The 14,629-nt window shown below is 72.2% G+C and carries 11 protein-coding genes and 1 pseudogene; 4 read left to right on the top strand and 8 right to left on the bottom strand.

The genetic code is table 11. The features are described 5' to 3' along the window. Nucleotide 1: 1 nt before the first annotated feature. The 4 genes from AB8A24_RS17485 to AB8A24_RS17470 all read right to left on the bottom strand — a co-directional run bounded on the left by AB8A24_RS17485 (nt 2) and on the right by AB8A24_RS17470 (nt 4,002). Nucleotides 2–1,399 (bottom strand): SidA/IucD/PvdA family monooxygenase, encoded by a 1,398-nt coding sequence (locus AB8A24_RS17485; protein ID WP_328965133.1) that lies wholly within the window; start codon nt 1,397–1,399, stop codon nt 2–4. A gap of 189 nt (nt 1,400–1,588) precedes the next feature. Next, on the bottom strand, nt 1,589–2,515 hold the full coding sequence (gene argB, locus AB8A24_RS17480; RefSeq protein ID WP_369476487.1) for an acetylglutamate kinase: 927 nt from the start codon (nt 2,513–2,515) through the stop codon (nt 1,589–1,591). Nucleotides 2,516–2,538: 23 nt separating this feature from the next. After that, nucleotides 2,539–3,174, bottom strand: coding sequence for an isochorismatase family protein (locus AB8A24_RS17475; RefSeq protein ID WP_328965135.1), 636 nt, complete (start codon nt 3,172–3,174; stop codon nt 2,539–2,541). A 180-nt stretch (nt 3,175–3,354) separates the two neighbouring features. Then, entirely contained in the window at nt 3,355–4,002 is a 648-nt protein-coding gene (locus tag AB8A24_RS17470) for a hypothetical protein (protein WP_328965136.1), read from the bottom strand. A 267-nt stretch (nt 4,003–4,269) separates the two neighbouring features. On the opposite strand from AB8A24_RS17470, the gene AB8A24_RS17465 reads away from it, so the two are divergent. Both AB8A24_RS17465 and AB8A24_RS17460 read left to right on the top strand, forming a co-directional pair. Beyond that, a complete protein-coding gene (locus tag AB8A24_RS17465; protein ID WP_328965137.1) occupies nt 4,270–4,821 on the top strand; it encodes a GNAT family N-acetyltransferase in 552 nt (183 codons plus the stop codon). Nucleotides 4,822–4,933: 112 nt separating this feature from the next. After that, nucleotides 4,934–5,683 (top strand): annotated as a pseudogene (locus tag AB8A24_RS17460) (helix-turn-helix transcriptional regulator); the annotation flags it as partial. A gap of 100 nt (nt 5,684–5,783) precedes the next feature. Here AB8A24_RS17460 and AB8A24_RS17455 read toward each other — a convergent pair. Continuing rightward, complete coding sequence (locus AB8A24_RS17455; RefSeq protein WP_328965138.1) at nt 5,784–6,953, bottom strand: alpha/beta hydrolase; 1,170 nt, start codon at nt 6,951–6,953, stop codon at nt 5,784–5,786. Between the two features lie 397 nt (nt 6,954–7,350). Between AB8A24_RS17455 and AB8A24_RS17450 the strand changes: the two genes are divergently transcribed. Beyond that, nucleotides 7,351–7,776 (top strand): subtilase-type protease inhibitor, encoded by a 426-nt coding sequence (locus tag AB8A24_RS17450; protein WP_266386409.1) that lies wholly within the window; start codon nt 7,351–7,353, stop codon nt 7,774–7,776. A 148-nt stretch (nt 7,777–7,924) separates the two neighbouring features. Here the strand turns inward: AB8A24_RS17450 and AB8A24_RS17445 are convergent, their stop codons facing one another. The 3 genes from AB8A24_RS17445 to AB8A24_RS17435 form a co-directional block, all read right to left on the bottom strand. After that, entirely contained in the window at nt 7,925–10,954 is a 3,030-nt protein-coding gene (locus AB8A24_RS17445) for an acyltransferase family protein (RefSeq protein ID WP_369476519.1), read from the bottom strand. 14 nt (nt 10,955–10,968) lie between these two features. Then, nucleotides 10,969–12,651 (bottom strand): glycosyltransferase family 2 protein, encoded by a 1,683-nt coding sequence (locus AB8A24_RS17440; RefSeq protein WP_369476483.1) that lies wholly within the window; start codon nt 12,649–12,651, stop codon nt 10,969–10,971. Between the two features lie 273 nt (nt 12,652–12,924). Then, nucleotides 12,925–13,530 (bottom strand): TetR/AcrR family transcriptional regulator, encoded by a 606-nt coding sequence (locus AB8A24_RS17435; protein ID WP_328965140.1) that lies wholly within the window; start codon nt 13,528–13,530, stop codon nt 12,925–12,927. A 135-nt stretch (nt 13,531–13,665) separates the two neighbouring features. Here AB8A24_RS17435 and AB8A24_RS17430 point away from each other — a divergent pair, with 135 nt between their 5' ends. Beyond that, on the top strand, nt 13,666–14,598 hold the full coding sequence (locus AB8A24_RS17430; protein WP_369476481.1) for an alpha/beta fold hydrolase: 933 nt from the start codon (nt 13,666–13,668) through the stop codon (nt 14,596–14,598). The last annotated feature ends 31 nt before the right edge of the window (nt 14,599–14,629 follow it).

The following is a 14,629-nucleotide window of genomic DNA, read 5'->3' as shown; positions in this document are numbered from 1 at the left end:
CTCAGCCCCGGTGGGCGGGCACGCCGTCGGCGACGGCCGCCGCCCTGGTCGCCAGCGCGGCCCGCACCTCGCGTTCGGCGACCCGCAGCAGCAGGGAGTCGCAGATCTCGCCCGAGCGTACGGCCAGCGTGGAGAGCAGGGAGGCGGTGATGCCGTGGGTGTGCTCGGCGGCGGCGCCCTGGACGTAGATACCGGCCCGCACGCGGTCGGTGGTCTCCACCCGGTGGTCGCGGCCGACGCGCAATCTGCCCTGCCCGTCCGTGAGGCACTCCTCGGCCAGGTCACCGAGCAGCTCGGCCGGCTCGGTGGGCCGGTAGCCGGTGGCCAGCACGACCGCGTCGCAGTCGAGGGTGAGGGTCTCTCCGGTGGTCAGGGAGCGCACCACGGCCCGCGCCCCGTCGGGGAGCTCCTCCACAGTGGTCAGGGCGGTCGTGTTCAGGATGCGCAGCCGCTCGGTGCCCGCGACCTTCTCCTGATAGACGGTCCGGTACAGCTGCTCGATCAGATCGCCGTCCACCACCGCGTAGTTGGTGTTGGCGTGGTACCCGATGAGCTGCTGCTTGACCTCCTCCGGGGCCCGGAAGAACTCGTCGACGGCGGCCGGGTCGAAGATCCGGTTGGCGAACGGGCTGTCGTCGGCCGGGCTGTACCCGTACCGGGTGAACACGGCGCAGACCTCGGAGTCCGGGAAGCTGCGGTGCAGGTGGTCGGCGGTCTCGGCGGCGGACTGGCCGGCGCCGACGACGACGAACCGGCGGTGCGGACGGTCCGTCAGCCGCGGCGCGCGGTGCAGCAGGTCGCGGTTGTGCCAGATGTGCGGGCCGGTGCTGATCCCGGCCGGGACGCGGGCGCGCAGCCCGGTGCCGAGGACGAGGTTGCGGGTACGGGTGGCGCGCTGCGGACCGGTGCCGGAGCTGGGCCGGGTGATGACGTCCAGCTGGTCCGCGGCGCCGGCCGGACCCACCGGGCGCACCTCGACGGCCTCGGTGGCGTAGTCGACCAGCCCGTCGAAGGAGGCGGCGCACCAGCGGAAGTAGTCGTGGAATTCGAGGCGGGTGGGGAAGAAGGACTTCTGGTTGATGAAGTCGGCCAGCCGGTCCCGGTCCTGGAGGTAGTGCAGGAAGCTGAAGGGGCTTCCCGGATTGCGCATCGTCACCAGGTCCTTCAGGAAGGAGACCTGCATGGTGGCCCCTTCGAGGAGCATGCCCTGATGCCAGCCGAAGTCCTCCTGGCGCTCGATGAACGAGGCCCGGAGCGCCTCGCCGGAGGCGCGGCGGTCGTTGTGCTCCCGGATCGCTATCGCCAGGGCCAGGTTGGCCGGCCCGAAGCCGATGCCCACCAGGTCCCTGATGTCCGGGAGAGCGTCCCCGGGTGTGGAGCTCGCGTGCGGTGCGGACATGCCCATCCTTCCTCGGTCCTACCCTATTTGGTTAGGTAAGGCTGGCCTAACATCTCTGACGGGCCGGGAGCTGTCAAGTTGACCCCGTGGTTGTCTCGAACAGCACCAACCAGGCGTCGAACGAGAAGAGTTGGGCACACGGAAGGCCCCGGAGCCGCAGTGGCTCCGGGGTGTGGTGGGGGAGGTCGGTCAGGTCGACCCTCCCCCGGTTCGGTGGAAGAGGTGCTCCTCGGCCGGTGGGTCGTCGGGCACCACCGTGGTGCCGGTGTGCTCGTCGGCGAAGACCTCCAGGACCAGGGCGTGCGGAACCCTGCCGTCCAGTACGTGTGCCATCCGTACCCCGGAGCGCACCGCGCGCAGGCAGCCCTCCATCTTGGGCACCATGCCGCCCGCCATCGAAGGCAGTAGTTCCGCCAGCTCACCGGCCGTGAGCCGGTCGATGATCTCCGTACTGTGCGGCCAGTCCGCGTAGAGGCCGGCGACGTCGGTGAGCATCACCAGCTTCTCCGCGTCCAGCGCCTCGGCGAGGGCGGCGGCCGCGAGGTCGGCGTTGATGTTGTAGACGTTGTCGTCGTGGGCTCCCCGGGCGATGGGAGAGATCACCGGGATGCGGCCGCGCTCCAGCAGTCCCCGTACGGTGTCGGGGTCGACGTGCACGATCTCGCCCACCAGGCCGATGTCCACCTCGGCGCCGTCCACCAGGGCCGGCCGCCGGACGGCGGACAGGGTGCGGGCGTCCTCGCCGGTCATCCCCACGGCGAAGGCCCCGTGACGGTTGATCAGGCCGACGATGTCCCGCTGCACCTGCCCGGCCAGCACCATGCGGACGACGTCCATCACCGCGGGGGTCGTCACCCGCAGTCCCGCGGCGAACCGGACCTCCAGCGCGAGCTGTTCGAGCATCGCGCTGATCTGGGGGCCGCCGCCGTGCACGACGACCGGCCGGAGCCCCGCGTAGCGCAGGGAGACGACGTCCTGTGCGAAGGCCGCCTTGAGTTCCTCGTTCACCATGGCGTTGCCGCCGAACTTGACCACGACCGTGCGGCCTTGGAACCGCTCCAGCCAGGGCAGGGCCTCGATGAGTGTGCGCGCCCGCGGCGCTGCCGGTCCGCTCACGGGACGAGGTGTGCGGTCGTCATTCAGGCTTCCAGTTCGTCGATGAGGGTCGTGGTGGTGCGTACGACGGCGCCCCGTGCGGCCGTCCAGCGCAGGGCGAGCGCGTGCTCCTCCGCGGAGGTGTCCGCCACCGCGTCGGCCACGACGAATGGCTGGATGTCGTTCATGAACGCGTCCGCCGCGGTGAGCAGCACGCCGGAGTGGGCGAACACGCCGCACAGGATCAGTTGGTCCCGTCCCGTGGTGCGCAGGATGCGCTCCAGGTGGCTGCGCAGGAAGGCGTTGTGCCGCGCGTTGGCGATCACGTGCTCGCCCCGGCGCGGGGTCAGTACCTCGGTGATCGACGCGTCCCGGTCCGGCGCCGCCGGCTCGGTCTCCATCTCGGCCGCGAGGCCGCGCTGTTCGGGGCGCTCGCCCGCCGGCACCGTGCTGAAGACGACCGGGAGACCCAGTCGCCGTGCGGACCTGCGCAGATCGGCGATGTTGCCGATCAGGTCCACCAGGGGCGAGCGATCGCGGGGGAAGGGCCGCAGCAGATGGTTCTGCATGTTGTGTATCAGCAGGGCGGCCCGGTCGGGGTCGACGGACCACGGTGCCACCGAGCGCGGCACCAGGTCCTGGGTGGGCATGGGATAGGGGTCGATGGTCACAGGGCCCACGGCTGGATCTCCTTGTCACCGGCGCTGCGCGGAGCGCCGGTGGTGAACGGGCGCGCGGAGCTCGACGAGGGGCGGAGGATGCCCCGACCCCTCATCGCATACTTAGCTTAGCCTAACCTAACTTCAATGCTTGCGGGGCGAGTGACGCCCTCCGAAACCGGTCCTCGTGCGATCGCCCGCTCAGCCCCGGTGCGTGGCGCGGCCGCTCAACCCACCCGCCGGATCGTCCGGTTGGCTGTCCGGGGACAGGAGGGGGTCGTCGAGCTGCACGATCCGGTACCCGACCCGGCGGCTCGCCGCCTTGGGCGGTCTGCGCCGCCGGCTCGCACCGGCCGTCGCCGAGCGCGCCCGCTGCGCCGCCGCGATCAGGGCTCCCACCGGTGGCGCCTCGGTGCGCAGACGGTTGAACCCGCGCACGGAGATGCCCACGAGGGTCGCCGCGGCCGGCCAGGCGGCCCCTTTGCGGATCGCGTTCAGCATCAGCTGCAGCGAGGCCGGCGTCGGTGCCGACCCGGGTCTCAGTCCGTGCGCCTCGGCCAGCGCGTGCGCGGAGCCGAGTGCCGCGGCGAAGCTGGTGTCGATCTCCAGCCACTCGCGCAGAATGCGCTCGGGAACCCCGGCCGCGGCCGCGCACCCGGGGATGGTCAGTCCCTGGGCCGCCCCGCGGAGGGCGTCCGCCATCCGGGCGATCGTTTCCTCCCGCTGGCTGGGTGTGCGGCGCAGTGCGTCGCGCAGCGCCCGGTCCATCTCCTCCTGGGAGCTCATCCAGGCCAGCACCTCGTCGGCCCATTCGTCCTGCTGCGCTTGGTCTCGCGCGTTGTCCTGCATCCCCGCACCCCCACTCTTAGGTAAGCCTAACCTAAGAGTGGAGTGGAAGGGGGGATATGTGCCCGCAGTGGCGGGATTTCGGGGGCGCGTCGAGTCGCCCCAACCCCCCTTGATCGCACGCTGGTTGAAGCGTGAACCGGAGGCGCCGATCGGCGCGCGCCACTCACGGCGGAACAGTGTGCCGCAGACCGCTGACGACGGGATGCCGTTCCGGCCTGCCGGGCCATGCTCGGATCACTCCGACAGGTGTGCGATACGTTGGCGGACATGATTGAACTCGGAGCCGTGGCCTGGCCGCCACCTACCCCGTTACGGACCGAACGGCTGGTTCTGCGCCAGTCCGAGGCCCGCGACCGTGCGGCGTTCATCGACCTGTTCGCATCGCCCGAGGTGGGCATCTACGTCGGTGGCGCACGACCACGAGCCGAGCTGGAACGCGAGGGGCCGGCGGTGCCCGGGCGGCGCCCCGGCTTCTTCGTGATCGACGTCGACGGAGCGATGATCGGCATGGTCACGCTCGATCGGCGCGGCCCCGAGCGCCGGGGGCACGTCCGCCCGGAGGGCGGAGAGGTCGAACTCGGCTACATGTTCCTCCCCGAGGCGTGGGGACACGGGTACGCCGGCGAGGCGTGCACGGCCGCACTCGACTGGCTCGCCGACGCGCTTCCGGACGAGCCTGTGGTCCTTTGCACCCAGAGCGCCAACGACCGCGCGATGCGCCTCGCGGCGAAGCTGGGGTTCACCGAGGTCGAGAGGTTCGAGGAGTTCGGCGCCGAGCAGTGGTTCGGTGTGCGGTCCCCGGTGACGCCGTCCGGCTGACAGCTCGGCACCTGCGGACCGCCACCGGCCGTCGGCAGGACACGAACGGTGCCGGGGCGCCCCGGAACCAGGGGCGCCCCGGCACACCTCCCGGCGGCGACCGCCGTCCACCGAGGAGGCCCTGGCCCTGCTGGCCGCCGGATCGGGGCGCGGCGAGCAGGCGTTCGGCCTGGGCTCGGCCCTCGCCTCGGCCATGCGCAAGGTGGTCGACGCGCTGCCCGAGAGCCACCGGGCCACCGCGAGCGACGCGGCCCGGCGCTTCCTCGTCGAGCCCGAGACCGACCTGCTCTCGCGCCGCGCGGTCACCGACGACATACCCGGCACCACGATGATCGAGGTCCGGCGCGCGGTACTCGCCGGACACAAGCTACGCATCCACTACGCGGCCACCGGCCGGCCACCGCGGTGGCGCACGGTGGACCCGATCGGGCTGGTCACCGTACGCGACCGGGTGTACCTGCTGGCGACGCGATCCGGCGCGGACCGTACCTACCGACTGTCGCGGGTGCTGGCCGCCGAGGAACTCCCCGAACCGGCCGAGCGGCCCGGCCAGGTCGATCTGGACCGGATCTGGCGGGAACGTTCCGCGCGGTTCCTCGGCGACGACCACATCACCGTGCTGGTACGGGTGGACCCGGCGCGGCGGGAGGACCTGCTGGACACCGCGCTGGCCGTCCGCGCCGAGGAGCCCGACCCGGACGGCCGACTGCGCCTGGAGCTGACCTTCCAGGATTCCCGACACGCCGAATGGGCACTGTGGCAACTCGGCACGGACGCGGAAGCCCTGGCCCCGCAGTCGCTGCGCACCTCCCTGCGCGACCGCGCCGCCGCGCTCGCCGCCCGGTACGCGGACCCGTCGTGAGCGCTGCTCCGCGGCGCGCAGCCGGGCCCCGGTCGCCCTGACGACGGGGTGTCGCCCGCTGAGCGCGACCTTCGGGCGGAAGCTCCTCGGTTCGGCTCGGTCAGCTGCGGTGGAACACGACCTCCGGGTCGGCCGCGGTCGGGCCGTCCAGGCGCGGCGCCGGCTTCCCGCGCAGGTGCAGGTCGAAGAAGTCGCCGACGTACGCCCGCGTGATCTGCTGCGAGCGGGTGCCCGACAGCGGCGTCTCCGGGTGCGGGTACCCGACCTGGTCGCCCAGTACGGGCCAGTCGGTGAAGCCGGGATGCCCGGCCCCCGTGACGGTCAGCCAGCGCTTCCAGCCGTCCAGCCGGGGCCAGTTGTCCTCCCAGGAGGTGTCGGGGAAGTCCGGCGGCAGCAGGGCCGGGTCACCGGCGAGCATCAGGAAGGGCCGCCCGCCGAGACCGGCCTGGGGAACGGGCGTGAAGAAGGTGCCGTCCATGTTGACCCCGGCGTCCACGCGCGGGTCCACGGCCATGGTGGCCGACGCGGCCGCACCGCCGATGGAATGCCCGGCCATGCCGATGTGCCGGGGGTCGATCAGCCAGGAGTACCGCCACGCCGCGCGCGGACCGGTCAGCCGGTCCAGGACGAACGGGATGTCACGGGCCCGGCCGTCGGAGACCCGGTGCAGCGACCCGTCGGGGAACACCTGCTCGCAGGCCTTGCACGTGAGCAGCCGCCCGCCGGGGAAGACGGTGCCGTCGGACTCGTACGCGTGGTCCACCGCCGCCACCACGTACCCGCGGCCGGCGAGGTCCTCCGCCAGGGTGGTCAGCGAGGCGCGGGGCATCGTGAAGCCGGGGGAGAGCACGATCAGCGGGTAGCGGTGCGCCGTGGGCCGGGGCAGCGCCTCCGTCCGCGCGTGGGTCCGGGTGGCCGCGAGGCGTTCGGGGGTGACGTACTCGCCGAGCTGCCCCCGGTCGGTCAGCAGCGCCTTGGCCTCGGAAGTGGTCAGGTACGGAGCGGGAGTTCCGGTGCGCGCGAGCGCCGGGTAGTACAGCGACAGGAGTAATTCCCGGTCGGCCGTGGGCACCCAGGGGTCCTTGTGCTCGCGGTCCACGAGGTGGAGGGTGTCGCGGCCCACGGCGAAGCCGCCGGTGGGTCCGGGGAGTTCGAGTCCGGAGACGGTGACCGGGGTGGACGCGGCCACGGCCGGCGTGGTGAGCGCGCCGGGCGCGGTGAGGACCAGACCGGTCGCCATCGCGGCCAGTACGCGGATGATCTTCTTCATGGCGGCATCGTAAGTCACTTTAGGCAAGGCTTACCTAACTTTTCTGGTTGGATGCGGAGTCGGCCGTCCCCGGATGCGTCGCTCTCGGTGTTCGAACGTGCGTATTCGGTCAAGCTGAGTGGCCATCGGGTGAACCGGGCGCGGCCCGCAGCAGGTCAGGGAGGGGTGAACGTACGCGTCGGCGGCGGCGTGACGGGCTTGGGGGTGTGGTGGTGGAGCGGGCGCGCCCCCTGTGAGCTGCCCGAACGACCATTCGGTCGCCGATATGTGGATGCTCTGTCCGTAAATCGGTCATCGATGTGCGACGCGCCTTCATGTCGGACAGTCTGATCCCGCAACGACGCGATATCGAAAGCAAATATCGCGCTCAACCTTTGAATTGAAAGAGAGTTTCGTCGTGCGTCACCGCATCGCAGCTGCCTCCGCCGCCACGCTCCTCTGTCTGGTCGGCGCCACCGGCGTGGCAGCCGCCCAGCCCTCCAGCCTGTACGCCCCGTCCGCCCTGGTGTTCACCGTCGCGCAAGGCGACGACGCCACCGACTCCACCGTCGTCCGGGCCGCCACCCTCAGCTGCGCCCCGACCGCGCTCGGTACCCACCCGGACCCGCAGGCCGCCTGCGCCGCCCTCAACTCCACGGGCGGAGCGCTGGACCGCCTGCTGGCCTCGCCGAACCCGGACCGCGCCTGCCCGATGCACTACGCCCCGGTCACCGTGACCGCCGACGGCGTGTGGAAGGGCAGCCGCGTCGCCTGGAAGTACACCTTCTCCAACACCTGCGTGATGTCCGCGACCCTCAACGGGAACGCCGTCTTCGCCTTCTGATCCCGCGTCGGACCTGTGCCGCGCAGGCGCCGGGCGTGCTCCGGGAACCCCGTGGAGCGCGCCCCGCTCACGGACCGTTCGCCGGCCCGGAGCGAGGCGCTCCCCCCGCCACAGGTCCGTACCTCCGTACCTCAGTACCTCAGTACCGCTATGTGTTCCGCTCCCGGACCGAGACGTCGACGTGGTCCACCCGCATCGCATGGCCCGGCTCGGTGGCCGGACCCGCGTTCGCGCCGTCGGCGAGCGGCAGATCGCCACCGACCGCCACGTTCAGGATCAGGAACAGCCCGTGGTCCACGGCCGCCTTCCAGGTCCCGGGGTCCATCCGGTCCGCGGTCACCCGGTGGTACACGCGCCCGTCCAGATACCAGCGCACCTCCTCGGCCCCCGGCGCGAGGTCGACCTCGACGGCGTACGAGTGGAACGCCGTTCGGCAGCCCGCGCACGGCTGCGGACCCGAGCTCAGACCGGCGGGCTCCCGGCACGGACCGCCTTCCAGGACACCGCAGTGCATCGTGCCGAAGACGGTGTCCCGCCCGTTCACGGACTCCATGACGTCGAGCTCCCCGACGCCGGGCCACCCCGTGTACCCGTCCCGCAGCGGTGCTCCCAGGGTCCAGAAGGCCGGCCAGTACCCCGCCGCCTCCTCCCCGGACACATCGGGCAGGGCGATCGACGCCTCGATCCGCAGGACCCCACCCGGCGGCGGCGCGAAGTCGGAGCGCCGTGTCTCGATCCGCCCCGAACTCCACCGCCCGTCCTTGCGGGTGGGCACGATCTCCAACGCGCCCCGCCCGTCGAGGCGGACGTTGTTGGTCGAGTCGGTCATGGTCTCGATCTCGCCGGTGCCCCACTGCGGCGCGGGGCAACCCGGATAGCAGGTGCCGATGTCGTGGACCCAGTCGGCGGCGGACGGCGGGGCCCCCGCCGGGCCGTCGAAGTCGTCGCGCAGCAGCCGTGTCCACCCGTCCGCCCCCGGCGTCCCCGCTCCGGGGCCCGCCGCGTCACGCGCGGCGGGCAGCAGCCCGGCCTCCGTGAGCAGCCGCTCCAACCGGCTGGTCAGGACCACGGCCGCCGCGTTCGTCAGATGCGCGTCGTCCCGGTAGAGCAGGATCCGGTCGAGCACGGCCGGGCAGGTCGGCCCGTCTCCCGGGCACAGGACCTGGTTCACACCGACGCTCCGTACGCCGGGCAGGGCGCCCGACTCGATCCGCCGCGCCAGCGGATCCGGCCACTGGGCCTGCGCCCGACCGAACGCGCAGTCCGCGGGGGACCCGGGACTGCCGGAGACGCACGCGGGGATGTCCCTACCCGGTACGGGCGTGTCCTCGACGTACACGATCGGCGCGCCCAGGGCCCGCAGCGGCGTCAGCGTCCTCTCCCACGCCCCGGCCAGCAACTCCGCGTCGTCGGTGTACCGGTTGAGCGAGGCGATCACGATGAGCCGCGGCTTCGGCTGGTGCCGCAGTCGCTCCAGGGCGTCCGCCCGCCAGGCGTCGCACTCCCGGTAGGCCCGGCCGAGCTGCGGACTGTCCACCGCCAGCTCCGGCAGCGGGCAGCCCTGCTTCACCAACTCCTGCAGCGCCCAGGCCCGCTGCGAGGCCAGCGCCAGCAGCGGGGAGAACCACTGCCCGGCGTGCGAGTCGCCGAGCAGCACGATCCGGTCCGGGCTGTCCACCGCGCCGAACAGGCAGTCCGGGCTGCGCGTCTCGGCCGGGGCGACCTCACAGGCCCCGTCGGGCGGGAAGTCACCCCGCGCCTGCGCGGGACTCGGCACCACCGGGCCGTCGACGAGCGGCGTTCCGGCCGTCCGGGCGAGCAGGGTGGGGCCCGACGCGGCACCCGGGGGCAGCCCCTGCGTGTCGACCGGACCGGCGGGGCCCAGCACCCGCAGCGTGGTCGTCCCCACCACCAGCGCGAGGGCCACCGGCAGCACGATCGCCGAGACGCCCACCGACAGTCCGCGGCGCGGGAGTTCGGAGACCGTACGGCTGCGGCGCAGCGGTCGCTCGACCCAGTGCATGGTGGCCAGGGCGGGCAGTACGGCCGCAAGCGTCAGCGCGGTCTTCGCGGGCCAGCCCAGGGCGCCGAGCCGGGCCTCGGCGAGGACGAGCACCGGCCAGTGCCACAGGTACAGGGTGTAGGAGAGCCGCCCCACGGCCCGGGGCGCCCGCCCCGACAGCAGCCGTCCCACGTCCCACGTGCCCTGCGCGTGCCGCTCGCCCCGGCCGGGTATCGCGGCGAGGATCACGGCGGCGGTGGCCAGGGTCGGCACGAGCGCCGCGAAGCCGGGGTACGGGGTCCCGCCGTCGTACGACACGACGCACCAGCCGATCGCCGCGGCCCCGGCCCAACCGCACACCAGCCGCAGCGGCCGCGGACCGCGCATCAGGTGCCAGGGCAGCAGGGCGAGCAGTGCCCCGACACCGAACTGCCAGACCCGCGAGGGAGTTCCGAGGTACGCGAGCGATACGGAGTGCTCGCTCCAGTACACCGTCAGCGCGAACGAGGCCAGGGTGAGCGGCGCGGCGGCCGACACCACGGCGAGGCGAACGGCCCGGCCCCGGCGGACCGCCCGAGCCGCGCACAGCACCAGTACCGCCAGCAGCGGGGCCCAGAACAGGTAGAACTGCTCCTCGACGGCGAGGGACCAGAAGTGCAGCAGCGGACTCTGGTCGTGCCCGGCGGCGAGATAGTCGGTCCGCTGCGACACGAACCGCCAGTTGGCGAAGGACAGCGCCGCCGCGACGACGTCGTACTCCATGTCGGTACGCCGCAGCGGTACGGTCAGCCAGGCTCCGGCGACGGCCACCGCGGCGAGCACCACCGCGGCGGAGGGCAGCAGTCGCCGGGCCCGCCGCGAGAAGAAGTCGCCGAGCCCGATCCGACCGGTGGTGATCGCCTCGCGGACCAGCAGGCCGGTGATGAGGTAGCCGGAGATGACGAAGAAGACGTCCACGCCGACGAAACCGCCGGTCGCCCAGGGAATGCCGGCGTGGAAGGCGAGTACCGCGAGGACGGCGACCGCGCGGAGACCCTCGATGTCGGGACGGAAGGCGGACCGGTGCGGGCTCGGCCCGGACTCGTTGCCGGAGCGGGAACCGGACGGCAGATCTCCGGCCCCCGGGGCGGCGCCCCTGCGAAGCCGGCGCCGAACGGGTGTGACGAGGAAGGACATGCGGATGGTGCCTTTCAACTCAGCCAGGGAAGCATCGGGTCGACCCACCCCGATGCCAGCAGGCCGGTCAGCAGGAGGACGGCGGAAGCGGCGACGGTCTCGGGCCAGCGGCGCGGCAGCACACCACCGCGCGAGCGCAGCGCGGCCCGTACCCGGGCGCGCACCGGCCCCGCGGCCGGGTGCAGTTCGGCCACCAGGTCCCGGATCAGCGGGACGTTGATCTGGCACTGCACCAGGAGATAGAGGAGCAGCCCCCAGTTGGGCTCCCAGCCGTTGCGAGCCACGGCCAGCGCGAGCCCGGTGGCCGCGGCGCCGTTGGAGAGGACGAGCCAGACCAGCGAGACGGCGACCACCCGGCGGGCCATCCCGCCCGGAGCCCCCGCACTCCGTGCGCCGGTGGGCACCCAGGCCGCGCTGCGCCCCCGCAACGTGTGCACGAACGCGGTCGCGGCGGCCACGCTGGTCAGGACGTTGGCCCGGATGACCTCGACCCGCCAGCGGGTGCGGCTGATCCGCGGCAGCAGCACATGCCACAGCCACAGCGGGGCGAGCAGGGGCAGTACGTGCCAGGGCCGGATGTGGTCCGGGAACCAGAACATCATCACCAGCGGCGGGAGCGGCGCCGCGAAGGTGTTCACCGCGGTGGTCAGGTAGCCGACGATGCCCTCGTAGAAGCACAGCCGCATCCGCCACGGGGCGCGCATCCGCCGCAGCACGGGCGTGCCGAGCAGGTGGAGGTTGCCCATGGCCCACCGGTACTGCTGGTTGACGAAGGAGGTGACCCGGTCCGGCGAGGTGCCCTTGGCGACCAGCACCGGCACGTACAGGGTGCGGAACCCCTGCTCGTGGAGGGCGAGTCCGGTGTACAGGTCCTCACTGTGGTCGAGCCGGGCGAAGCCGCCGGCCAGGTCGATCGCGCTGCGCCGGTACACGGCGTTGCTGCCGCAGCAGATGGCCGCGTCGCTCGCGTCCCGGGACGGCTGGATCCAGCGGAAGAACCACTCCTGCGCGGAGCCGGCGGCCCGCTGGATCCATCCCATGGTCTCGTCGGTGTCGAAGCACTGCGGGCTCTGCACGATGCCGACGGCCGGATCGGCCAGGTACGGCACGAGATGGCGCAGGAAGTCCGGCCGCGGGGCGAAGTCCGCGTCCAGGATCGCGATGAACTCGGCGCTGCTCAGGGTGAGCGCGTGATTGAGGTTGCCGGCCTTCTTCAGGTGGCCACGGTCGGGTCGTACGACGTACTCGTAGCCGTACGAGGCGGCCAGCGCGGCGACCTCCGGCCGGTCGGCGTCGTCCAGGATCCAGACGGTCAGCGCGCCCGGCCAGTCGACGGCCGAGACCGCGCGGTAGGCGTTGCCGAGCACGTCGAGCGGCTCGCCGCAGGTCGGCAGGTACAGATCGACGCCGGGCAGCCTGGCCGGCCGCCAGGCGTGGACGAGCACCTCGTGCGACGGCCGGGTGAGCCGGCGCAGGCGCAGGCTGTTGACGGAGGAGAGGGCGAGAGCGACGACGTTGAGCCCGAGGACGGCCAGGAACGCCCACAGGGCCGGTGTCCGCAGGGCGAAGGTGAACATGGTCGCCGCCGTGAACACGAAGGCGAGCGAGGTGCTGACGAGGACCCAGCGCCGCTGCGGTCCGAAGTACCAGTAGAGCTCTTCGTCGGATGGTGGTTGCGGAAGATGATGAAAGGTCATAAAGCCCCCCACGGCTGTGCATGTACCCGTTTCAGGTGGCCCATCCTAGTGTTAAAGGTATAGACCAGTTGTTGCGAGAACGTGGCACCGGGGTCAATGCGCCATGGAATGGCGTGACTTCAATGGTCCAGACCTCTCGGGTCCCATTCGACCGGCCACGCCCGGTAGGTCCGGGAAGGTGCGGGTCACGTGGGGGTGAACAGTCCTGGAACTCGCCGGGCGGGGCCGGAGGCGGGATCGAGGAGGGGGTCGAGGTCGGGCCGGGGGCGGGGGTCAGCTGGTGGTGAAGATCCGGTCGAGGTGGTGGTGGAGTACCGCGACGGCCGATTCGGGCTTCCGCTGGCCCACGAGGATGCTGGTGCCCATGGTCGCCGTCATGGCGAGCAGGCTGATCGCCTCCGTGCGCGCGTCGACGTCCGGGTCGGCCAGGCCGCTCTCCTGCGCCTGTTGGAGCAGGCCGGTGACGGCGTTCTCCGCGGCGTCGGGATTGTCGATGAACGGCTGCGCGGCGAGGGCCTCGTCGGTCACGGACAGGATCGAGTACGAGCTGTAGAGGAGGTGGAAGGTGCGGCCCTCCTCGTCGGTGGGGAGGGAGGCGAGCAGCAGCGCCTCGATCGTCGCGCGCGGGCCGGGGTTCGGGCCGACGGCGCGCAGGCGCTCGCCCACGCGTGCGGTGAAGCGGTCGGTCAGGTGCTGGAGTCCGTAGAAGAGCAACTTCTCCTTGGTCTCGAAGTAGTACTGCACCAGCCGCAGCGACACCCCCGCCTCCGCCGCGACGTCGCGCATGCCGACGGCGTGCAGTCCGCGCCGCCCGGCCACCTGGATCAGCGCCTCGGCGATCTGGGCTCGCCGCTCCTCGTGGTCCACGCGCTTCGGCATGGTCGTGTCTCCGCCCGTCGGTGGTGTGCTCACGTCGCGGTCCGGACCGCCCGGACTCTTTCATGGTACCGCCGTACCAGTTTTACGGTACGCTCGTATCACGAAGAGTGGATCTTCGAAGAACCGGAGGTGCCCGTGCCCGAGAACACCACCCGTCCGCGCCTCGACATCGGCCGTTACGTGAACGATGAGCTGCGCGACCGGTACTTCGCCGCCTGCGACGCCGTCTACGCGATGGGCGCGCCCGCCCGCTCCGAGACGGATGTGGAGACGAGCTTCGGCACCACGCATGTCTACCGGTACGGCCCCGCGGACCCCGCTGCCGCGTCGCGCACCCCGGTCGTCCTGATTCACGGCTCCGGCGGCTGCTCCGCCCAGTGGTACCCCAACACCCGCGCGCTCAGCGCCGAACGCCCCGTCTACGCGCTCGACACCCCCGGAGACCCGGGCCGCAGCGTCCAGCGCGAGGAGATGTGGCAGCCCGAGCGCGCGGCCCGATGGATGGACGAAGCCCTCGGCGCGCTCGGCCTCGACCGGGTCCACCTCGTCGGCTCCTCCTACGGAGGCTGGCTGGTCATCAACCAGGCCCACCTGCGGCCCGGCCGGCTCGCCTCCGTCACCGCCCTCGATCCGGGCGGCCTGGAGAAGGTCGGGCTGCGCTTCTTCGTGTGGATCTTCGCCAGCCTCTTCGCCACCTTCGCCCCCAAGGGGCTGCGCCCGCGGCTGGCCTCCTGGCTGGAACAGCCGGTGCTGATCGTTCCCGAACTGCGCGCCATGATCCAGGCGAGCGTCCGCGCCTTCCGGATCCGCCGCCCCGCCCCGCTGCCCCTGTCGGACGAGGAACTGGGTTCGATCCGGACGCCGTTCTATCTGGTCATGGGCAAGCGCAGCCTGCTCGTCCACCCGAAGCGCCAGCTGGAACGCGTGCCGCGCCTGATAGCGGGCGCCCGCGCCGAGATCGTCGCCGCGACCGGCCACGGCCCGCAGATCGACCACCCCGACCTGGTCAACGAGCGGTTGTTGAGCTTCATGGAGGACGTCGACTCCCTCGCCCCCGCCGAATCCTGAGCCCGACCCGGCGCCCGAGCCCCACCGGAGC

The sequence above is a fragment of the Streptomyces sp. BF23-19 genome (genome assembly GCF_041106355.1).
GTDB lineage: Bacteria > Actinomycetota > Actinomycetes > Streptomycetales > Streptomycetaceae > Streptomyces > Streptomyces virginiae_A.
Note: the sequence above shows the minus strand (reverse complement) of the source record. Positions and strands in the feature narration are given on the sequence as shown.